Raw genomic sequence first — 21,256 nt, 5'->3', positions numbered from 1 at the left:
GGCATTGCCGCTCAGCGCCACCCGACGATCGCGGCGGCGCTCTCTTTCCTCAAATCAGCTCAACTGACCGCAGCGCCCTGCTGCCCCTGCGTCAGCTGCGCCACCCTTTCCGCCACGCCACGCGTATCCCAGTAGACCTGCCCCTGGTCCATGCGGTTGCCGCGGATGCGGAAACGGTCGATGCCGGTCCAGCTCAGCGGACTGCCCGCTACCGTGGCAGTCGCCAGCCATTCGATCAGCACCATGTCGCCCGTCGGCGCCCAGCGGATGATGTCCAGCCGCATGTCCGGAAAACGTTCCAGCACCTGGCGAAAGTACTGCACCACGCCCTCTCTGTCGGCCGGCGCCGTCATGGGTGGAATCAGATTTTGCGTGTCTTCATGCATCAGCTCGCGCAGGCTTTCGGCCTGCGGCGCATTCCAGCTTTGTGCAAAGCGGGCCACCATGTCGGCGGCAGCGGCAAACTGCTGCGGCGTGGGAGGCTCATGCTTTGCGAGGGTATTGATCACGATTGATGCGGCCATGTCGATTCTCCATAGTAGGGATAAAGGCAATACGGCAAACCAGAATTTGACACACCGAACTTAACATACAGTGTGTATGTAATATACCAAACGAATTAAACAATACAAGAAGAATTTGATAGAACACGCTGTACACTAGAGACATGACGAGCATGGAGCCCATCAAAAGCCGCCGCGAAGAATATGCTGACGCCACGCGTACAGCGCTGCTGGCGACTGCCCGCGAGATTTTCACCGCCGAGGGCTACCAGCAGACAGGCATTGAAGCCGTGGCGCGCGCCGCACGCGTGACGCGCGGCGCGTTCTATCACCATTTCGACGACAAGCAGGCGCTGTTTGAAGCGCTGGTGATCGATCTGCAAAAAGAAGCCGCCTCGAAGATCGCCGCCCAGGCGAAGCTGCAACCGGACCTGCGCGCCAAGCTCAGCATCGGCGCCAAGGCCTTCCTGGAAGTTTGCACCGAGCCTTCATACCGCCGCCTGGTGATCCAGGAGGCGGCCGCTGTCCTTGGCGTCGAGCGCTGCCGCCAGATCAGCGAAACCTATCCGTATGGCTTGTTGATCGAGGCCATAAAAGGATTGCAACAGCGCGGCGAATTCGATGTCGAGAATCCCTATCTGGCCAGCAGGATGATAGGCGCGATGATTTGTGAAGCGTCGCTGCACCTGGAGCAGACGGCGGACTCGGCGCTGCCGGCGCGACAGGCAACCGCGATCATCGATCGCGTGCTTGGCGCCTTTTATCGCGACAGCAGCTGACCTTTAAGGGCTTGAGATCGCCGGCGAGCGGTGTGACGATCCTCATTGGATTGCTTCGGCCGCTCCGCATCGATGCAATCGCGCCGGCTCAAGCAGGCTGTTGCTGGGTTGTGCAATGAATCCCACCGCCGCCTGCAGCAATCGGATCGATATTCAACTGCACTATGGCGCGCCCGGGGAACAATTCCATATAACGCGCCTTGGCATTGGCGTCGGCTGCCGCGTCGCCAAACTCCGGCATGATCAGAGCCCCGTTGACGAGGTAAAAATTGATATAGCCTGGCGCAAAAGTCTTGCTCGCAAACTCTGGCCGGATACGGCCAGGCACCTCTATCGTGACGACTTGCAAGGGCTGGCCATTGGCATCTGTGGCGGCGCGCAGTATTTGCAGATGGCGGGTAGTCACTGCGTTGTCATAGGAGGCAGGGTCCGGATCAAAACCCGCGACCACAACACCGGGCCGCGCAAAACGCGCATAGAAATCGGTATGTCCGTCGGTAATATCCTTGCCGGCAATCCCCGGCAGCCAAATCACCTTGCGGATGCCTAGCAGCGCGTTCAGCTCAGCCTCGCAATCCGCCTTGCTCAGGCCGGGATTGCGATTCGGATTCAGCACACAGCTTTCGGTGATGATGGCAGTGCCTTTGCCGTCAACTTCGATGCCGCCGCCTTCCAGCACCAGCTTGGTCGGCAGCATCCGCACGCCGGCCTGCTGCGTAACAAATCCCGCCACCTTGCCATCGTTGGCATAGACCTGCTTTTTACCCCAGCCATTGAAATTGAAGTTGACGCCCGCTTTTTCCCCATTCTGGTGCACGACAAATACCGGTCCTGTGTCGCGTATCCAGAGGTCATCGAGGCCGGCAACCAGCAGCTTCACCCGCGGGTCAAGCTTTTGCCGGGCGATCGCCAGATCGCGTTGATTGACCAGCATGTTGACCGGCTCGAATTGCACGATTGCATTGGCGATGCGCGCCAAGGCATCTTGCACCGACGCAACTTGCCAAGCCTCCCAAATGGCGTCGGATGCAACAAATGCCATCCAGGTCGCTTTGTGTGCATCGCCCTCATCACGCATGGTCCAGCCGGATCGCGGCAAAGCTTGCCCGCCATTGCCCTGCGGCCGGCTGGCATCATTGGCATCATTGACGCCCTCTGGCAGGCCTGTCGACGCCGTGCCGCTGCCGCAAGCTGTCAGCAAACCTCCGAATACAAAAGCGCCGCCACCGGCACTGCATTTTTGCAAAAAACCACGACGAGAGCTCACGACTATTTTCTCCTTTAAAGATATGTTCAAAGCGATGTTTATTGCTGGAACGCGGAATACAGAGCCATTATGGGACATGCTACACTTGATGAATATTGATGTTTATTGGCTTAATCAATTAGTTTTTCTCATATATTAATGAATCGAATTCCATCATTAAAACTTCTGGGCGGCTTTGAAGCGGCTGCCCGCCTTGGCAATTTCTCCCGTGCGGCCGACGAGCTGTGCGTATCGCAATCCGCCATCAGTCATCAGATACAACTGCTGGAAGAGCAAATTGGCCAGCCGCTGTTCCATCGGGTCGGACGCGGCGTGGAATTGAACGTTGCCGGGGAGGTCTTGCTGCAGAGCGTACAGCGCTCGTTCGGGACCTTGCACAGCGGCTTGACGCGCATCGCCACCTATCTCGACCCAGGGCTGGTGGTGCTGGTGTGCCCGGCGCCGTTGCTGCATGGCTGGCTGCAACCCCGGATAGAGCTGCTGCAAGACCGGATTCCAGGACTGTTCCCCTTGTTCTCGACCGATGAAACCGCCCGCTTCATTGACGAAATCGATGTCGACATCACCATCGGCAATCGCCCGATCCAGCAGCCAGGTTTAATGGAAGTACCGTTTTTGCAGGATGAATGGGTGGTTGTCGGCAACGCAGAACTGGCTGCCAAGCTAAGCGGCATCCCGCTGGAGCAGCATCATCTGCATACCGGCCTGGTGTGCCTGGAGGAGAGCCTGACCGATGACGCGACTGCAGGCATTTTCCGCCATCAGCTGGCGGCTTTCCGGAAACAGGCAATCTACGACGATGTACGTCTATTACTGGATGCGGTGCTGCGCAAACGCGGCATCGCCTGCCTTCCCTATTTGCTGGCGTACGACAACCTGGCGCGCGGACACATCAGCATCCTGCCCGGTTATCCGCGCCTGCCCGGCAGCACCTGGTGGTTATCGCGGGTTGCCGGACAACCCCGCTCTGACATGGTGGTGGATTTAGTGGATTATCTGCTCGCCGATGCAAAACAGGACAGGCGGGGATAAGCATTCCCGGCACATCCACGTGCGCCTGCAATGGCGGCAGCTATCCGATCACGCGCCTTTGCGCGAGCCGGAGCCGTTTTTCGGAGCGGCTACTCTTTCAACAGCCCCGCGCACTTCAAACCTGACCTGATCAAGGACCGTCTGCTTGTCATCCAGCAGTTCCAGCACATGCCGCCCTGGCCAAGGCATCCAGTCCAGTGCGAGCTGGGGATTTTGTACAGGGAGCGGCCGCACATTCTTGTTCCTCCTGTTTTTCGGCGCCGCTTCGGCCGCGCTCAGCAGTTTGCCATCCAGCCGCCAGCTGCCGTTGCTTAAACCGCTTGCCTGAAACCGTATGCGCTGCCGCTCAGGCGGAATATCCGGATCCAGCGCCACCAGCATGCCGGCGGTCGGATAGCGGATCGCTACGCCGATGTCGTCGGATTTGGCGGTCCTGATCAGCGCTTGCTCGGTGCCCGCCAGAAAATACTCTTGGCGCGGCGCTTCCTGCTTGTCGTCATAACGAATCTCCTGCGCCACTACGCCCTCCGGTTTTTGCGGAATACGCTGGCGCAACTGGTCGCGCGCGTGCAGGTATTGCATGACTTCCTGCCAGATCGGCGCGGCGCCGGTGACGCCGGACACATCCCACATCGGCAGGCCGGAAGCATTGCCGACCCAGACGCCGACGGTATAGCGGTCCGAATAGCCGACCGCCCAGTTGTCGCGCATGTCTTTCGAGGTGCCGGTCTTGACTGCGGTCCAGACCCGCGTCGATAGCGCGTTTTCGAGGCCGAAGGTGCGGCTGCGGGCGCTGCGGTCGGACAGGATGTCGCCGATGATGAAGGTGGCGCCGGGATCCATCGCCTTGGTCATTTTGACTGGCGGGTCGCTCAGCGCGGTGCGGATGCCGCTGTAGCGGCCCTGGTTGGCCAACGCGCGATAGGCGTTGGTCAGCGCCAGCAGGCTGACGTCGGCGCTGCCAAGCGCCAGGCTGTAGCCGTAATAGTCGCCGGATTCGCGCAGCTGGAATCCCAGAGTTTGCAAGCGCTGGAAAAAGGCGGTCGGCGTCACCGTCACCAGGGTGCGCACCGCCGGAATGTTGAGCGATGAACCGAGCGCGGTGCGCACGCTGACCAGGCCCTTGAACTGCTTGTCGTAGTTTTGCGGGATATACAGGCCGCTGGCGGTCGGCAGGTTGATCGCCGCATCGTTCAGCAGCGAGGCCGCGGTCATCCATTTCTTTTCGATCGCCATCTCGTACAGGAAGGGCTTCAGGGTCGAGCCGGCTTGGCGCAAGGCGACCACGCCGTCGACATCGGCGGCATTGGAAAAAGTGCTGCTGGAGCCTACCCAGGCCAGCACGTCGCCGCTGGCGTTGTCGATGGCGAGAATGGCGCCGTCCTGGATATTGCGATCGGTCAGCGCCGCCAGCTGCCGCTGCAGCGCATCGGTAGCGAAGCGCTGCACGCCGGCATCCAGCGTCGAGCGCAGTGATTGCCCCGGCGTGCGCAGCAGCTTGCGCGCCAGGTGCGGCGCCAGTTGCGGCGCCGTGGTGGTGACCACCACTTCGGAATTCGAACCGGTGCGCGCCAGCGCCAGCAAGGTGAAGCTTTCCAGGTCCTTGCATTCCTGTCCTGCATGTTGCTCCTGCAGGATACGGCAGGCACGTTCCGTAACACGCGCCGGCGTGGCATTGGGCCGCGGATCAGGGCCACGGCAATCGCCGCTTCGCGCTGGCTCAGGCCGCCCGGATGCTTGCCGAACAAGACCCGCGACAAGGCATGGATACCGACCAGTTCGCCGCGGAAGCTGACCAGGTTCAGATAGGCTTCCAGGATCTGGTCCTTGCGCCAGTTGCGCTCCAACAGCTGCGCCACCATCACCTGCGACAGCTTCTGGCTGAAGGAGCGCGGTGAATTACGGCGGCGCAAATCGTCGTCCAGCAAACCGGCCAGCTGCATGGTGATGGTCGAGGCGCCACGAGTGCGGCTGTTCCACAGATTGCCCCAGGCCGCAGCCGCCACCGCATTCCAATCGACTCCGCTGTGCTGGTAGAAGCGCCGGTCTTCAGATGCTACCAGTGCGTTGCGCAAGGCTGGCGAGACATCTTCCAGCGCCACCCAGGACAAGCGTCGTTCATGCGGATTCAGGCGGATCTGCTGCAGCAGCTGACCCTTGCGGTCATACAGGCTGGCTTCGGAGGAGCGGAACTCCTGCTGGACTTCGACGAATTTTTGCAAGGCATGCGCCGGCGCGGCGCTCAAGGCTAGCCACAGCAGTGTCGCCAGCGGCCAGCCTTGCAACCATAATGGTTTGTCCCGACTCTCGGGCGCTGCTGCGTTTTTGCTGCGAGCGCCGAGAGCCGCGTGTTGCTTCAATTTCACTTCACCGTCCATTTCGGATTAGGGATCTCGCCAAACATTTCTGGCGCATACATGGCCTCGACCCGGGTCGGCGGCAAGCTGAATTCGCCCGGATTGTTGAGGCGGAAGGTATAGGTCATGGTGAATTTCCCCTTCGGCACGTACTCGTAATAGCTACGGAAAGACTCGAAGCTGCGCTCTTCGTAGGCCAGCCAGGCGCTGCCGCTAGGCCGTTCGCTGGTGGTAGCGATCGCCGAATCGCGGCCCAGGCCGGAACCCAGCAGAGTCGCACCTGATGGAATCGGATCGGTCGCCACCACCCAGGTCATGTCGGTCTGGGCGTCTATTTCCAGGTCGACCCGGTAGATATCGCCGCGGCTGTACTTGCCCTTTTCCTTTTGCTCGACCGGCACGATGTTCTTGGTGATCCGGTAACCGCTGGAGAATGGCTTCTTCAGCGCTACGGCAGCAAGGCTTTGCACGGTCACCCATGGCGCGCCGCTGCCGGCGTGGTTCAGCTTGAGCTCCGCCGGCGCCGCGGTAGCAGGCCATGGCAGTTGCAGCTTGCCACCTTCCGCCGTAGCCGTTGGCCAGCTGAAGCTTTGGCTGTTCGCCACGGCAGCGCCCTGCTCCAGCGAGGCCTTGGTCACGCCCACCACTTTTTCCGACTCGAACTTCTGGCTGAATTTCTGCATGGCCAGGCTGCCCCAGACGTTGGCCGTGGTAGTCGCCCAATGTCCGCGCGACTGCCGCTGGATGGCGCCATTGATCAGCTTCGGCATGTCTTCCTTCCAGGCCGGATTATCCAGCATGGTCAGCACCAGGCGAGTGGCGTTGACATCGGCGCTGGCCATCAGCCACCACCAGTAGTCGTCCGTCTCGGTAGAGAAACCCATGCGTGTGCTTTGGTAGTTCAGGCGGGCGCGGATGATCTGGTCGGCTTCGGCCAGGCGTTTGGCGCGGTCCGGAATGCTGGTGACCCGTTGCAGGATGTTGATCCAGTCCAGCACCGCCGACGTCGGCCACAGGTTAGGCGAGAGCTGGATCGAATCGAGCATCGCCGGACGCACCCGGTCATAGCGCGAGAGCGCTTCCAGCGCGGCCAGCTTGCGCACATCCAGGTCTTTCTTGGGCGACCAGAAATCGCGCGTGATCTTGCCTTCGACAAAAGCCGCCAGGCCATCCAGCATCTTGTCGCGGCTTTGCTGCGGAATCGCAAAGCCGGACTCTTGCGTGACGGCCAGCAGATAGGCGGTCAGGGTGTCGCTGCCGCGTCCCGCATTGCTGGCGCTAGGCGGGTAGTAGTAAGCCAGGCCGTCGCTGTCGAGATAGGTCGGCAGGTCGTTGGTCACTTTTTGCCAGGCGACGTCGTCACGCAAGCCGATCGCGCGCGAGGTCTTTTGTTCCAGGCAGGAGAAGGGATAGTTGACGAAGTAACGCCGCAAGCCCTCGCTGTTGCCTGCCAGCGAAGAGGCCAGCGATACCGCCAGGCCGCCGCGTCCGGGTAAGCCGTCGGCCGGTGGCGCCACCGCCATGCTGAACGGTTTGTCGAGCTGGAACATGGTGGCCTGCTGCACCGTCACCGGCACTGCCGGCACTACGCGCTGGGTAAACTTGATGGCATCCTTGACCTTCGGTCCGCCCTGTTCCTGCGCATTGATTTCCCACACCAGCTGCTTGGCGTCGGCCGGCACGGTCACTGCCCATAGCAGTTCGCGCGACTCGCCGGCCGGAATGCTCACGTCCTTGGCCGGCAATGGCGCCGCCAGACCGGCGGCCTGCGCGGTGGCGTTGACTTGCATCACGCGTGTGGTGGTATTACGCACCGTCACCATGGCGCTGAAATCGTCGCCCTCGCGCACCAGCGGCGGCAAGCCGGAGATCAGCTGCAGATCCTGGGTCGAGCGAATGCTGACGGCGCCGGTGCCGAACAGGCTGTCGCCGCTCTGCGCCACAGCCACGATCTTGAAGCTGGTCAGGGCGTCATTGAGCGGCACGTCGACCTGAGCCCGGCCATTGGCGTCCAGCACGATGGCCGGTTTCCACAACAGCAAGGTATCGAACAGTTCACGCGTCGGCGACTTGCCGCCGCCACCACCGGCCGGTATCGCCTTGCGGCCGTAATGGCGTTTGCCGACCACTTGCATCTGCGCGGTCGAAGTTTCGACGCCGTAGCTACGCCGCTGCAACATTGCCTGCAGCAGGTCCCAGCTCTTGTTCGGCTCCAGTTCCAGCAAGGCTTCGTCCACCGCCGCCAGGGCGATTTCGGCACCGGCAGCCGGCTTGCCGTTCGGCAGGTTGACCTGGATGTTGACCTTGGCGGTAGTGCGGATGGCGTAGCTAGGCTGGTCAGCCTTGACCGTCACCGCCAGCTGGTTGGCGGCGCTGCCGACCGAGATTTCAGCGATGCCGAACTTGTAAGCCGGCTTGGCCAAGTCGACGGTGGCGCTTGGGGCCTGGTATTCCTTGAACTCATGCCACCAGTTCAAAGGCTCTTTCCAGCCCCAGGTAAAGAAGGAATACCAAGGCACATCGCGCATGCGACCGCGCACCGCCAGCACCGAGACGAAGATGTTGGGTGCATAGCCGGCCTTGACCGGCAGGCTGAAGGTCGGGTCCTGCCCGTTCAACTGCAGCACCTGGGTTTCGACCACGCCTTCGCGTTCCACCGCCACCAGCACGGTGGCATAGCGGAACGGCATGCGCACCTGGAACTTGGCGGTTTCGCCCGGCTGGTAACTCTTCTTTTCCGGCAGGATATCGATACGGTCCTGGTTTTCGCCATCGAACCACAGCTCGCCCTGCTTGGTTACCCACACTGAGCTGGTCGCGACAGAGACCTTGCCGCTATCGTCCTTGCCCTTGGCGGTCAGTTCGATATTGCCCGGCTCCGACAACTCCACGGTACAGATCATCAGGCCGCGAGCATCGGTTTTACCCGAGCACAGCGAACCGAGGTCAGTGCCGCTGCTGGTGTTTTCATAGGCATAGAATCCGCCCACCATGCGCTTGCGGTGCGAATTGGTACGCTTGGACGAGCCGCTGATTTCAATCGACACGCCGCTTTGCGGCTGGCCCGCAGGATTCAGCGCCACCGCGGTCAGGGTCAGCTTCTTCTTGACCGAGACCCACTCCCCGGCTTTCAGGCCGACCACCACTGCCGCCGGCCAGATTGGCGTGACGCTCGATACGGTCTGGATTTCGCCGTTTGGATCGGCGAAGGTCATTTCCGTCAGCATTTCCTTCGGCGCGGTAATCGCCGGCAAGTCCTTCACTACAGTCTTGCCGCCGCCGTTCTTGTCCAGCGTCACCGGCAATTTGTCGGCGACGATCTTCTGGTCGTCAGCGCCGCTGTCCTCATCGTTGCGCGCGGCCGAAAAGGAATAGCCGTCGTAGGCAGAAAAACTTACGCCCTTGCTGCGCAACAGGCTGGTGACGTGCACCGACTGGCCGGAAGCGCCGCCGCCGTTCAGGTAGTTCAGCTGTACATCGAGCGGCACTTCCTTCGGCGCCACCAGGCTTTTCGGCGGTGTGATCCGTCCTTGCAACAGCGGCAGGCGGAACTCTTCGACGCGGAAACTGCCGGTGCTGTAACTGCGGCGGCCGTGGCCTTCGTCGTCGCCCTCGTCGCTGCTGTTGTCGCTGTCATCTTTCGCATCGCCGGCTTCGGCGACGTTCTTAGGCGCGCCGCTGTCCAGCATCACGTCATAGCTGCCGAGCTTGGCTTCCTTGGGAATGGCAAACACGGTTTCCGCGTTTTTCTGGCCGCGCCAGGTCAGTGCAAACTGATACTCCTGGCCGCTGCCCTGATGGATGATGCGCACCCGGGTCGGCAACTTGTCCTTGGTCAGGAAGCCGAAGCCTTGCATGGTCTCGGTGCGGATCACGTGCTTCATCGATACCGTTTCGCCGGCGCGGAACAAGGTGCGGTCGAATACGGTATGGGCTCGCACGGTGGACGCCTTGTCGGTATCGGTCGGCAGGTTGAAGCGCCAGGATTCGATGCCGCTGTTCCAGGAGGTCAAAGCGAACGCCATGTCGGCACGGCCTTTTTCGTCAGTCTTGCGGGCGCTGACAAAGAAGCCGGAGATTTTCCCGGATTCGCCATCGCCGCCGTTGCGGCAAACGTCCTCCGGAAATTCCGGCACCATCACGATCCCGGTCTTGTCAGTCTTGCCGCGCCACAGTTCGGTACCGGTGCAATCGGAAATCCGCACATCGGCATCGCTCACCGGCTTGGCGTTGTCCAGCGTGGTGACCCAGACCGCGCCGTTCTGGCGGCCGATCTTGACGTGCACCGACAAATTGGTCACCAGCGCGCTGGTGCGCACGAACATCGGCGCCGCCTTGCCCAGCAACGCCGCGCCCAGCTTTTGCGATTCCAGTTCGACCACATAGAAGCCGGGATCCTTGAGTGGAATGCCGATCACTTCAAACGGCCGGATGCCATCTTTGTTTTCCGGCGACTGCGGCAGCGCCAGCGTCTTGACGCCGGCCTGCTTGGCCAGGATGCCAAGGCTGCGTGTCTCCACCGACTTCTTGTTGATGGTGATGCTGCTCTCGTGATAACGGTTAAGCTTGGTCAGCCAGGCGATGATGCTCTGGTCGTCCGTGACCTTGAGGTTGCTGACATTGCCCGGATGGATCTTGCCGTCGGCGCTGCGCGCGATCATGCTGGCCTCGACGCTGCGCAGGGTGACCGGCAAGGTGGCGTCGGCATTGAGTTCGATGATGCCGAACGGCGCCGAGGGAAATTTCGCCAGCGGCGGATAGTCCGCCATGCGGGCTTTCATCGGAAATGCCGTGGCGTTCGACAAGGCGCGGCCGTTTTCATCCTGGAAGTCTTTCGGCAGCTCGATGCTGAGTTCAGACTTTTCCGCGAAAGGCGGATTGAAGGTCAGTTGCGTCACCGTGTCCTCGGTGTCGGTCTTGTCGAAGAAGGGCTTGAGCTTGCCGTTGGCGCCGCTCAGCGTGACATTCTCCGCCAGCTTGCGTGGCACCGGCGAAGTAAACAGCAGCCGTACCGGCAGAATAGGCGCGCAGGCGGCGTTGGCATTTTCGCGCTCGCAGCTGAAGCTGGCGGTGAAAGTCGGGCGCACCTTGAACTTGAATACTTGCGGCTGGCGGCTGGCCACGCCTGAGGGCGTCGCCACTCCCTTGTCCCAGGTCAGGCTGACCTCGCTGTCGTTAGGCAGGCGCTGCTGGCATTGCACGGTGCTGACGCGTTCGGGATTGATTTTTTCGGCAAAATGATCAAGCAGGTCCTTGCGCGCCGCGCCGGCAATCAGCTTGACCGGAATCCGTTCGTGCACCCCTTCCGCTTCGCAATACACGTGCTGCAAGATACTGTCGCTGGTGGCGGCGCCGTTCTGCACCAGGATGAAGATCTGCTCTTCGTCGATACGCTCACCCGACGGCATGACATTGATCACGGCGGGGCCGCCAGTGTTGAACTGAAAGCTGGTCTTGCCACTTACCGCTGCGCCGGACAATAGCTTGAAGCCGGTCTTGAGCGCGAAGCTGCAGCGCGTGCCCGGCCCTATGTCCTTGACGAAATCATAGATCCAGTTGCGTTCGTCGGCCCAGCGGCCGCTGCCGGCCTCGGCGCAATTGACATCGAACGGCATCGGCGCCTTGGGATCGCCGAATTTCACGGCTGCTTCGGAAAAGTTGACCCGCACCTGACGCACCTGGGCGACGTCGCCTTGCGGAGAAAAGCTGTTGATGCCGGCGGCATGCGCGCTCTGGCTGAACAACAAGGCCGCGAGCAACGGACCGGCAGCCCTGCAGGCGAAAAAAAACAGCCCCGGAAATTTCACGGCGCTGTTGCTTGCTGTCTTACGTTCGATTGCTGGTCGCATGGACATCCTCAGACTAGAAAAACATGGAAACGGCAGCTTGCTGTGCGCTGTGCCGCTCTATTTTTAAAACCGTTGCCTCAGGACGAACGGCCCGCAAGCAGATTGACCAGCATGACCAGACCAATCACGCCGGCAATGAACGCCCAGTACTGCATCTTGATGAAGAACAAAGAATGGTCCGGCTTCAAGATCACCTCGGCGCCGGTCTGCTGGTCTAGCAGCACCCGGTTTTTGCGCGGCGAGTTGAACCTGTTCCCGGCCTGCCAGAGCGCAAAGGCGGAACCGATCATTCCCAACGCCGCCCCATACGCCACGGGCAAACCAAGCTTGTCGAAAACCACCGTCGTCAATATTACTATCAATGCCGTGATGACAATCACCAACAACCCCCATCCCTTCCAGATCAAAAACATTTCATCATCCTGTATCAAGTCCGATCAAAGCGGATAAAAGCCGCTATTCCGAGTAAGCACGGCGTGCAAGCAGCCCTGGACGGGCCGGCTTTTACAAATCCACGCCATTGGTTTTGTTGCAATCATACCGTTGCAATTTTACAACTATTTTCATGCGATTGCGACAACCGATTTGCAGCGCGGTTTATGACGGCGGATTTCAAGAGAATTTACGGCCGCTGTCTCTGCAAACCTGGCTATTGAAGCCGATGAACAAGGCCATGACGAGCAGCATGGTCGACGTCAGATGGATCGCAGGATTCGCTTTTTCCAGTACAGCGCTGGCCACCATCGTCACCAGGCCAAACGCATAGACCCTCATGCCGGTAGCGCCACTGCCCAGATAAACGTTGACGATCGGAATACTGAGCAAAGACCAGAGCCAGGCCGCCACGGCGGGCACGATATAGTGCTCCGGCGTCGCCAGGGTGCCCAGATAAAATATCAGCCCTGCGATGGCCATCCAGGCGACGCGAATCTTCCATAAAGAATTGTCGGAGAATTTCAGCAAGCCATAGTGGTATTCCCCTCCACGCACCAGCATGATCGCCACAGGCAGCGCAATCAGGCAGCACTCCCAAAATCCGAATCCCGGAAAAATGGAGAGGCCAAGTCCGCCGACGCCACCTAAAACGACGGTCAGCAGAGCAACGATAACGAAGCCGACCACATTCAGGAAGCGCCACGCTGCAAACAAGGAAACCAGTGCGCATAGCAACAGGCCAGCATCGATCAGCCCATGCATGGCATCGCCGCTGAGGTCAAACATGGCGGCGGTCGAACATAATATGAACAAAGGCATCCAGCCGACTTGTACCCAATTTGTCAGGTGCTTGGCATACAGCCATTGCTTTAAACGCTGCGAGGCGCCGCGCTTGATGGCCAGATAGGCCAGCCAGAGCGCGCCGACTTCGATCGCGACGAAAGCCGTGACTGCCGTCGCGTCATGCAGGCTTTCCGGGATGAGGCTGGCGCACCATGTTGCCAGGAAACCGAAAACCAGCGCGCCCAGCAGCAGCGCAATGACGCCCGAGCGCATGCTCAGGCGTGGCGTATGCGCCTGCTTCTCCCACCATGCGAACAGTTCTGGATTGAGGCGATATGCCAGCAGTTCAGGCAGGTGCCAGCGGATTCGCTGCACCAGTTCCTGCATTTCAGCCACGAATTTGTGCTGGTACAAGCGCATTGAGCGCTTGGGAAGCGCGGTCTGGATCAGGGCCAGGGCGGCCTGCGAACCGGTGATGGCAGAATTCTCCAGCCACTTGTAACCTTGATCCGCGCGATAGCGGGCCAGCGCCGTGCGCGCCAGATCCGGGTTGTGCTGGAACAGATGCTGCGCATTGTCGGTCCAGCCGAAATGTTCGACCATGGCGGCGCGCGCGGTCTGGTCGGCATTCTGCTGGGCGCAGTACTGCATGGCATGGAATTCAAACGCATCGCGGACATCGAAGTTCTCAAAATTCTCGGCCTTGACAAAATCGGCCAGGATCGCAGAGGTATAGCGCAGCTTCCCGGGCGTCATCCGCAGCATCAGCGCCTGCCACAAGGTGTCCGCGGCAGCGCCCGCATCAAACGCCGGCTGCGCGGCCGCCAGCAAGCTCGCCTGGTCCTGATGCAGAATGATCGTCTGCTTGGCGGCAGGCAGGCCGGGATGGGCCAGGCTTTCTGCCATCGTCTCGCCGGCCGGATCGACCGCTTTTGCCGCGGCCGGCAATGCCGCCGCGTTACCGTGGCCGGCGTTGCCGGCAAATGATTGCTGGATCAGCGCCAGGGCGCGCTCATAAGCCTGCCGCAAAGCCTGGAATTTCTCCGGATCGTCGTCCGGCCGCACTACTTTCAGGCGTTTGGCGTAAGCACGCTTGACCGTACGCTCATCGTCCGACGGCGGAATATCGAGCGCGCTCCAGATCCACTTGTTCCATTCGGAATGCATCAGATGTAGCTTTCATTTTCGAGATGGTCGAGATGCTTCTTCAGCTCCACGCGCGCATGGCGGATCTCATCCATCTTCTGCGACTCCAGCAAGACCTGGAAAGCAGCAATGCGATGCGACAGAAAAGTCCGGACGTCGCCCAGCGACTGCTCGTAGAGGCGTTCGGCGCGTGCCATCAGGGCACGGTTTTCTGCCTGGCTGCGTGGGTGGATCTTGAGGTGTTCCAGTTCGTGGAAGCGCTGCTCGATCTGTTCCGGCGACATGACCCCGGGGTTTTCCGCAATCACCAGCTTGTGCACCTGATCGCTCCCTGCCACGGTGGCCTCGGCTTCCAGGATGCCGTTCAGATCGTAGGTGAAACGGACGTCGACCGCGACCTCCCCTGCCTTCTTAGGCGTGATCGGGAACTGGATCGTGCCCAGGTAGACATTATCTTTCACCAGGCGCGACTCACCCTGGTAGATCGCCACATGCAGCTCTTTCTGATTATCCTGGATCGTGGTGATGTTTTCCACGCGCGACACCGGCACCACCATATTGCGTTCGATGATCGGCAGATAGTGGCCGGGAATATACTGGTTGGGGCCGACCTGGCGCGAAATCGCAATCCCCAACGAGTAAGGCGAGACGTCGGTCATGACGACTTCATCCAGCGCCGAATCGCGCATTTTCAAGCCCGCCTGCACTGCCGCGCCGAGCGCCACTACTTCATCCGGATTGAAATGCACCAGCGGGAAACGGCCGAACATGCGTGACACCAGCTTGCGCACCATCGGCATGCGGGTGGCGCCGCCGGCCAGCACGATCTTGTCCAGCGTCGCCGCGCGGATGCGGGCGTCGCGCAGGGCGCGCTCTATCGGCGTACGCAAGCGCGCCAGCAACGGCTCCGCCAGCTTGGTGAAGGCCTCTTCGTCAATCTCCCATTTGTATTCCTGCTCGCCGTATTGCATGCGCATGGTGACGCTGGCGGTATCCGACAACTGGCGCTTGACCTTTTCGGCCTCATCGCGCAGGCGCTGGTCTTGTTGCGGCGTGCGGACCATGCCGTCCATCGATGCACGCAAGCCGCTCTTTTCTACAAACGCATCGCACAGCAAGGTGGCGAAATCTTCACCGCCCAGGAAATTGTCCCCCGCCGATGCCCTGACTTCCATCACGCCTTCGAACATTTCCAGAATCGAGATATCGAACGTGCCGCCGCCGAGGTCGAATACCAGGAACTTGCTTTCCGCAGCGACATCCTGCATGCCATATGCCAGTGCTGCCGCGGTCGGTTCGTTCAGGAGCCGCTCCACCCTCAGGCCGGCCAGCTGGCCGGCGACACGAGTCGCCTTGCGCTGGGCGTCGCTGAAATAGGCGGGAACGGTGATGATGGCTTCTTCCACGGCTTCGCCAAGGAAGGTCTCGGCGTCCGCTTTGAGGGAGCGCAGCACCATGGACGACAGTTCTTCCGGGCGGAAATCCTTGCCCGCCAGGCGAACTTTCTTTTCACTACCCATATAGCGCTTGAACAGGGCCGCGCTACGGTTCGGATGCGTCTGCAGGCGTTCCTGCGCTGCCCGCCCGACCAGCACGCTGCCGTCTTCATCGATGCTGACGCAAGACGGCGTCAGGTTTTCACCTAAGGCATTCGGAATGATATGGGATTGTCCATCGCGCCAAACTGACACCAGGCTGTTGGTAGTGCCGAGATCTATGCCAATAATCATCATTATTCGATTCTAGTTTTGTAATAATTCCTGCCGTCATGCGCGCATGACTTACCCCCAAGCCTGGCCGAAAAACCGGCGTCGGCAATCAACCATCGATTGTAAATGAAACAAGTTGGCAAATTGCAATAATGTGCAATATTCCGATACAACCCACGCGCCTCTGTCGCGTTTTTGTCACTGGCGACGGGTTAGCGGGTACTATCGGTTCCAGCCTGGCGCGCGCCGCCGAAATTGCTGCCGGCATTGCGCGCCAGGCTGTGATAACCGAGCACCGTCAGCAATACCAGCAGGCCAGCCATCACGAAAGCCCAATGAAAATCGGTAAGCACGAAATGTGGCTCCGACACCTCCTCTGCACCCGCGCTGATACCGCGAAAGTAGGCAGCGACCCGTAACGCCAGTGCGTCAAAGGCGATGCCCATGCCGATCGTCATCTGCTGCACCACGCTCCACAAGGTGCTGGCCGCGCTCTTCTGCGCTTCGCCGATATCGGCATAGGCCAGCGTCGCCAAGGTTGAAAATTGCAACGAACGCGCCAGGCCGTAGATGAACAAGGTCAGCAATATCCATGGCAACGGCGTGGCCGGGGCCAGCAAGCTGCAGGCCAGCACGAACAGCGCGGCGATGGCGACGTTGATGATGGCGACGCGGCGGAAACCGTAGCGCCGGATGATGCGCGTGGTGAACATTTTCATGCACAGGTTGCCGAACGCGCTAGCCAACAACAGCAGGCCGGAACGAAACGCCGACAAGCCGAAGCCAGCGTAAACACCACGATGGCGGCGCCGAACACGGTGCGTGAGACAACGCGGTCGGCTAGACGCGGTCGGCTAGACGCGGTCGGCGACCCAGCCACTGACCGGGATGAACACCGCCAGGGTGAGCATGTAGGCCGTCATGCCCAAGCTCAACTCATTCGGACCAACATGAAAATCGCGCGCCATCTGCGGCAAGGCGGTGGCGATGATGGTGGTGTCCAGGTACTCCATGAAGAAGGTAGCAGCGACAATGAATGGTAACCAATGGGAGCGCGATTTGGCAGGTGCGGCGGACATGAAGAGCCTCAAGAAAATGGCTGGACCATTGACCGATTCGCTCTGCGCTGGAGTATACAAAAAACCGTGGAAACGCGCTTGCTGCCTGGCATTCCGGCTTCTACAGGCATATCAGGACAGCGCTTTTTTGCATCAAAAACAGCGGCTTTATAAAATAGACAGATCTTTCTGTTTTTGGTTACAACTGGTAACACTAGTTACAAAATAAACAGTCTGATACATTGCCACACAGAAATAAATCCATTAGTCTGTTTTCCCAAGAAGACTAAACAAACTAAAAAACATTGTGCATAGCAGTTGCTGCAGCGCTGCTTTCTTGGGCCAGTTGCCGGCGCCTTGAAGGCGGCTCCAGTTGCGGATAATCCTCAAGAGGAATGTCTTATGCCTTGCCCTGGACTCGAATCAGCCTTACCGTTTTTTTCGGAACTGTCGGCCGACGGTTCCGCTCGCAGACCTGGCTTCTGCGCTGTGCAGGCAGGCACCGAGGCCATGCTGCCCCCACCCAGTTGATGGGCGTTCTACCGCGTCACTGATCCAACCTTGATGTAGCACCAATTCATGCGTCTGCCGGCAGCGCGCATGTGGTCTTTCTGTTCGCCGATTTTTTGTCAAGCCAGGCAGCCAGCAACTCGTCGCCCGGCGTTTGCGCCGTGTCCGCCGTTTGTGCGTGACAGGCAACAAGGCATTTCTCCACAGCGCCGGCAGCCGGCGTTGCGGGAAATTGCGACTTCCCTTGAGAGCCTTACATTTCACGGGAATGCATCCACTGAGCAGATCCAGCCGACCACCGTCGGCAGGGTCACTTTATCCCTTAAAAACCGGAGTAAAGTAATGACATTCAGATCCAACTTCAAAATGCTGGCGCTCGCGGCGATGACGCTTGCTGCGTTTGCCACAACCGCTCACGCAGAAACCTGGGCGCCAACCGCGACCAAGGCCACTGCGGTTGCAAGCACGGCGCGAACCGCCGTGACGCATATCTCGACCATGCAGGCCGGCACATTGACCCACGTGGTGGTGGCGCTGAAACTGCGCAACAAGGCGCAACTGGATCAGCTCACTGCCGACCTGATGTCGGGTCGCTCGCACAAGACCTTGTCGAGCCAGGATTTCCTGCGCCTTTACGCTCCTACCAAGGAACAGGTGCAAGCGGTCGTCAATCACCTGACCAAAAGCGGCTTCACCAATATCACGGTGTCCGCCAACAATCTGCTGATCAGCGCCAACGGTTCCGCCGGCTCGGTGAAAACGGCTTTCAATACCGAACTGCACACTTATAGCGTGAACGGCCGCAGCGCCTACGCCAACGTCAGCGACGCCGCTGTGCCGCAATCGCTGGGCGACGTTGTGCTGGCCGTGCATGGCTTGCAAACCGTGCATCTGCACCACACCATGCTGAAGAAACTGGATGCCGGCACGGCTGCCCGGACGCTGTCGGCGGTCGGTCATAATCCTACCGACTTCCCGACCATCTACAACGCCACCAGCCTGCCTAGCGCCACCAACGCCACCATCGGCATCATTACCCAGGGTGACATGTCGCAGACCATCGCCGACTTGAATACATTCACCTCCAACTCAGGCTATCCGCAAACCAGCGTCTCCACCGTGGTGATCAATGGCGCCAGCAGCGATACTTCCGGTGTCGATGAATGGAATATGGACACGCAAAGTTCGCTGGCGGCAGCAGGCGGCACCATCAAGCAAATGATCCTGTACACCGCCAACACCCTGAGCGATTCCGATCTGACTACCGCTTATAACCGAGTGGTTAGCGACAACAAGGCGCAGACCATCAACGTCTCGCTGGGCGAGTGCGAAACTGACGCGCAATCGTCGGGTATCACCGCCAGTAACGATCAGATTTTCCAGTCTGCCGTTGCGCAGGGACAGACGTTCTCGGTATCGTCGGGCGACTCCGGCGCCTATGAGTGCGACACCAGCACCACTGCACAAAGCTATCCTGCGGTCTCGCCGTACGTGATGGCCTTGGGCGGTACGCTGGTCAACACCGGCTCCGGCAATGCCTGGTCCTCGGAAACAGTATGGGCCTGCTCCGACTGGCAGAGCTGCCAGCAAAGCGCAAGCGGTGGCGCCGGTGGCGGTCCTAGCCTGACTGAGGCAGCACCTAGCTGGCAAGTCAGCGCCGGCGTCCTCGGCAGCTCGACCAAACGCGGCGTTCCCGATATTTCGCTGGATGCAGATCCATCGAGCGGCGCCCTGGTCCTGATCAATGGCTCGCCAACGCAAATCGGCGGCACCAGCCTGGCGGCGCCGTTGTTCACCGGCTTCTGGGCACGTGTGCAGTCGGCCAACAGCAATGGCCTGGCTTTCCCTGCCAGCGCGATCTATCAAAAAGCCGCGGCCAACCCAAGCATGTTCCACGACGTCACTTCGGGTAGCCAAGGTTACAGTGCCAAAGCCGGATGGGACTATGCCAGCGGTTACGGCAGCCTGAACGTCGCCAACTTTGCTTCGGTTATCGGTTCCGGCACTCCTCCGCCACCGCCACCAGGCAATGTCCTGACCAGCGGCGTCGCAGTGACTGGCCTGGCCCTGTCTACCGGCTCCAGCAAGGTCTACACCATCGTGGTTCCTGCCGGCCGCACCAGCTTGACCTTCAAGACTTCCGGCGGTAAAGGCGATGCGGATATCTACGCAAGTTTCGGTTCCGCACCGACTACCAGCTCGTATCAGTATGTGTCGGATGGTTCGACCACTTCGGAAACCATCACTATCCGCAATCCTAAGGCAGGCACTTATTACCTGCTGCTCAATTCCTATGCGACATTCAGCGGCGTAACGCTGATCGCCAACGATTGAGCCGGGATTCGGCTGCACGGTAATTAGCGGCTATGCTTGAACGGGCACGAAACTGTGCCCGGGTGGGGAAACGGCGGCAACGCCGGTTCCCCCGCCAGACCCTATTCGATAATTCCCCTTCTTTGTTCCTGCTCCCTGCCTGCACGGCGTTTGGCCGTTGCGCGCCCCACCCAAGCTTCAAGTCGGAACCAGCGCATTGAAACGAACGCTAGCCTTCAGGCCCGGCAAACGGCCGGCGCGCTCCAGGTAAACTTCGGCCTCATGCTGCTCGGTGACCTGCTTGACGATCGCCAGTCCAAGACCGCTACCGGCCGCCTGCGGCACCAGACAACGGTAAAACCGATCGAACACGCGCTGCCGCTCTTCCGGCGGGATGCCGGGTCCGCTATCTTCGATTTCCAGGACGATTTTTTGATTGCCGGCGCGGATGGCGACATCCACCTGACCGCCGCTGGGCGTGTAACGGATCGCATTATCGATCAGGTTGCGGACCAGGATCGGAATATGGTATTCCGATCCCATGATGATTCCTGCATCCAGCTGCTCCACCCCAAGATTGATTTTACGGCTGTTGGCGTAGGGGATGAAATCGATGGTCACCTGGCGCACGATTTCATGCAGCTGCAGCGGCACATGCGGATCATGCATGCCGCCGAACTCCAGGCGCGACGCCATCAGCAACTGATCCACCAGGTGGCTGCTGCGCTTGACGCCTGCCTTGAGATCGGCCAGGGCTGCGGCCTCGCGGCCACTGCCTAGCGACTGCTCCACCAGCTGGGCCTGGATCTGCAGGGTCGCCAGCGGCGTGCGCAATTCATGCGACGCATCGGCGATGAATTTCTTCTGGCTTTCCAGCGCCACCCCGAGGCGCTGCAGCAAGGTATCGATGGCTTGCGTCAGCGGCTGGATTTCCTGCGGCTGGTCTTGCGACGCCAGCCGCTCCAGCTTGTCGGGCGTGCGCTTGGCCAGTTCCTGCGAGAGCCGGGTCAAGGATTGCAGGCCGCTGCCGACGCTCCAATGAATCAGCAAACCCATGATCAGCAGGAAGATCAGCAGCGGCACCAGCGAGCGCAGCGCATGATCGAGCGCGATATTGCGCCTGCCGTCGAGCGACTGCGCCACCTGGATCAGGTTGTGGTCTGTCTTGCGCACGAACAGCTTCCACTCATTGCCATGCCACTGCGCCTCGCTATAACCAGGCGTGGGAAAAGGCGGCAGGACGATGTCCGGATGCGAGCGGTAGCTCAGCTTGCCGTTGTTGTCCCAGATCTGCAGGATGCTGTCGTCGCCATCGTATTTCAGCGCCGGCGTATTCTTTTCCAGGTCGCCGCCGCTGAAATTGGCGGGGATGGCGAAGGCGATCTGGTTCATCTGGTCATCGTAGATATCGGCCAGCAAGGCGCGGTCGATCAGGTAGTCGGCCACCATGAAGCAGACGCCAAGGATGGCAAGCCCGGACAGCAGCCAGAACAGCAGGCGGTTCCTGATCGACAC

Annotated in this window: 12 protein-coding genes and 1 pseudogene; 3 read left to right on the top strand and 10 right to left on the bottom strand. The window is 60.2% G+C overall.

All coding sequences use genetic code 11. The annotated features are described in order from the left end of the window. Window positions 1-59: 59 nt before the first annotated feature. On the bottom strand, window positions 60-524 hold the full coding sequence (locus CPter91_RS10515; protein WP_061939966.1) for a nuclear transport factor 2 family protein: 465 nt from the start codon (window positions 522-524) through the stop codon (window positions 60-62). Between the two features lie 152 nt (window positions 525-676). Here CPter91_RS10515 and CPter91_RS10510 point away from each other — a divergent pair, with 152 nt between their 5' ends. Further along, the gene (locus tag CPter91_RS10510) at window positions 677-1,282 is read left to right on the top strand and encodes a TetR/AcrR family transcriptional regulator (protein WP_061939964.1); all 606 of its coding nucleotides are present in this window, start codon (window positions 677-679) and stop codon (window positions 1,280-1,282) included. Between the two features lie 88 nt (window positions 1,283-1,370). On the opposite strand, the gene CPter91_RS10505 is transcribed toward CPter91_RS10510, so the two are convergent. Next, window positions 1,371-2,549, bottom strand: coding sequence for an agmatine deiminase family protein (locus CPter91_RS10505; RefSeq protein WP_417924852.1), 1,179 nt, complete (start codon window positions 2,547-2,549; stop codon window positions 1,371-1,373). 138 nt (window positions 2,550-2,687) lie between these two features. Between CPter91_RS10505 and CPter91_RS10500 the strand changes: the two genes are divergently transcribed. Next, complete coding sequence (locus CPter91_RS10500; RefSeq protein ID WP_061939960.1) at window positions 2,688-3,581, top strand: LysR family transcriptional regulator; 894 nt, start codon at window positions 2,688-2,690, stop codon at window positions 3,579-3,581. Between the two features lie 48 nt (window positions 3,582-3,629). Here the strand turns inward: CPter91_RS10500 and pbpC are convergent. The 7 genes and pseudogenes from pbpC to CPter91_RS27715 form a co-directional block, all read right to left on the bottom strand. Beyond that, window positions 3,630-5,866 (bottom strand): annotated as a pseudogene (gene pbpC / locus CPter91_RS10495) (penicillin-binding protein 1C). 77 nt (window positions 5,867-5,943) lie between these two features. Then, window positions 5,944-11,787 carry an alpha-2-macroglobulin family protein gene (locus CPter91_RS10490; RefSeq protein WP_082793458.1) on the bottom strand — a complete coding sequence of 1,948 codons (5,844 nt, stop codon included), beginning with the start codon at window positions 11,785-11,787 and terminating at the stop codon, window positions 5,944-5,946. Window positions 11,788-11,864: 77 nt separating this feature from the next. Then, a complete protein-coding gene (locus CPter91_RS10485; RefSeq protein ID WP_150119662.1) occupies window positions 11,865-12,200 on the bottom strand; it encodes a hypothetical protein in 336 nt (111 codons plus the stop codon). 199 nt (window positions 12,201-12,399) lie between these two features. After that, a complete protein-coding gene (locus CPter91_RS10480; RefSeq protein WP_061939956.1) occupies window positions 12,400-14,172 on the bottom strand; it encodes a J domain-containing protein in 1,773 nt (590 codons plus the stop codon). Next, window positions 14,172-15,881, bottom strand: coding sequence for a molecular chaperone HscC (locus CPter91_RS10475; protein WP_061946090.1), 1,710 nt, complete (start codon window positions 15,879-15,881; stop codon window positions 14,172-14,174). Before CPter91_RS10475 ends, CPter91_RS10480 begins: the two co-directional genes overlap by 1 nt. A gap of 191 nt (window positions 15,882-16,072) precedes the next feature. After that, window positions 16,073-16,636, bottom strand: a complete 564-nt coding sequence (locus tag CPter91_RS10470; protein WP_061939954.1) for an MFS transporter — start codon at window positions 16,634-16,636, stop codon at window positions 16,073-16,075. A 78-nt stretch (window positions 16,637-16,714) separates the two neighbouring features. After that, window positions 16,715-16,939, bottom strand: a complete 225-nt coding sequence (locus tag CPter91_RS27715) for an MFS transporter (protein WP_061939952.1) — start codon at window positions 16,937-16,939, stop codon at window positions 16,715-16,717. 831 nt (window positions 16,940-17,770) lie between these two features. Between CPter91_RS27715 and CPter91_RS10460 the strand changes: the two genes are divergently transcribed. Continuing rightward, window positions 17,771-19,762 carry a protease pro-enzyme activation domain-containing protein gene (locus tag CPter91_RS10460; protein ID WP_061939950.1) on the top strand — a complete coding sequence of 664 codons (1,992 nt, stop codon included), beginning with the start codon at window positions 17,771-17,773 and terminating at the stop codon, window positions 19,760-19,762. 177 nt (window positions 19,763-19,939) lie between these two features. Here the strand turns inward: CPter91_RS10460 and CPter91_RS10455 are convergent, their stop codons facing one another. Further along, complete coding sequence (locus CPter91_RS10455) at window positions 19,940-21,256, bottom strand: ATP-binding protein (RefSeq protein WP_236906003.1); 1,317 nt, start codon at window positions 21,254-21,256, stop codon at window positions 19,940-19,942.

Origin of the sequence: Collimonas pratensis, from assembly GCF_001584185.1 — a bacterium.
GTDB lineage: Bacteria > Pseudomonadota > Gammaproteobacteria > Burkholderiales > Burkholderiaceae_D > Collimonas > Collimonas pratensis.
This window is presented reverse-complemented; position numbering and strand designations above follow the sequence as displayed.

Bases quoted from the DNA above. Each gene is read 5' to 3' on its own strand.
- CPter91_RS10515 (WP_061939966.1), bottom strand. From the start codon at position 524: ATGGCCGCATCAATCGTGATCAATACCCTCGCAAAGCATGAGCCTCCC.
- CPter91_RS10510 (WP_061939964.1), top strand. From the start codon at position 677: ATGGAGCCCATCAAAAGCCGCCGCGAAGAATATGCTGACGCCACGCGT.
- CPter91_RS10500 (WP_061939960.1), top strand. From the start codon at position 2,688: ATGAATCGAATTCCATCATTAAAACTTCTGGGCGGCTTTGAAGCGGCT.
- CPter91_RS10490 (WP_082793458.1), bottom strand. From the start codon at position 11,787: ATGCGACCAGCAATCGAACGTAAGACAGCAAGCAACAGCGCCGTGAAA.
- CPter91_RS10485 (WP_150119662.1), bottom strand. From the start codon at position 12,200: ATGTTTTTGATCTGGAAGGGATGGGGGTTGTTGGTGATTGTCATCACG.
- CPter91_RS10480 (WP_061939956.1), bottom strand. From the start codon at position 14,172: ATGCATTCCGAATGGAACAAGTGGATCTGGAGCGCGCTCGATATTCCG.
- CPter91_RS10475 (WP_061946090.1), bottom strand. From the start codon at position 15,881: ATGATTATTGGCATAGATCTCGGCACTACCAACAGCCTGGTGTCAGTT.
- CPter91_RS27715 (WP_061939952.1), bottom strand. From the start codon at position 16,939: ATGTCCGCCGCACCTGCCAAATCGCGCTCCCATTGGTTACCATTCATT.
- CPter91_RS10460 (WP_061939950.1), top strand. From the start codon at position 17,771: ATGACATTCAGATCCAACTTCAAAATGCTGGCGCTCGCGGCGATGACG.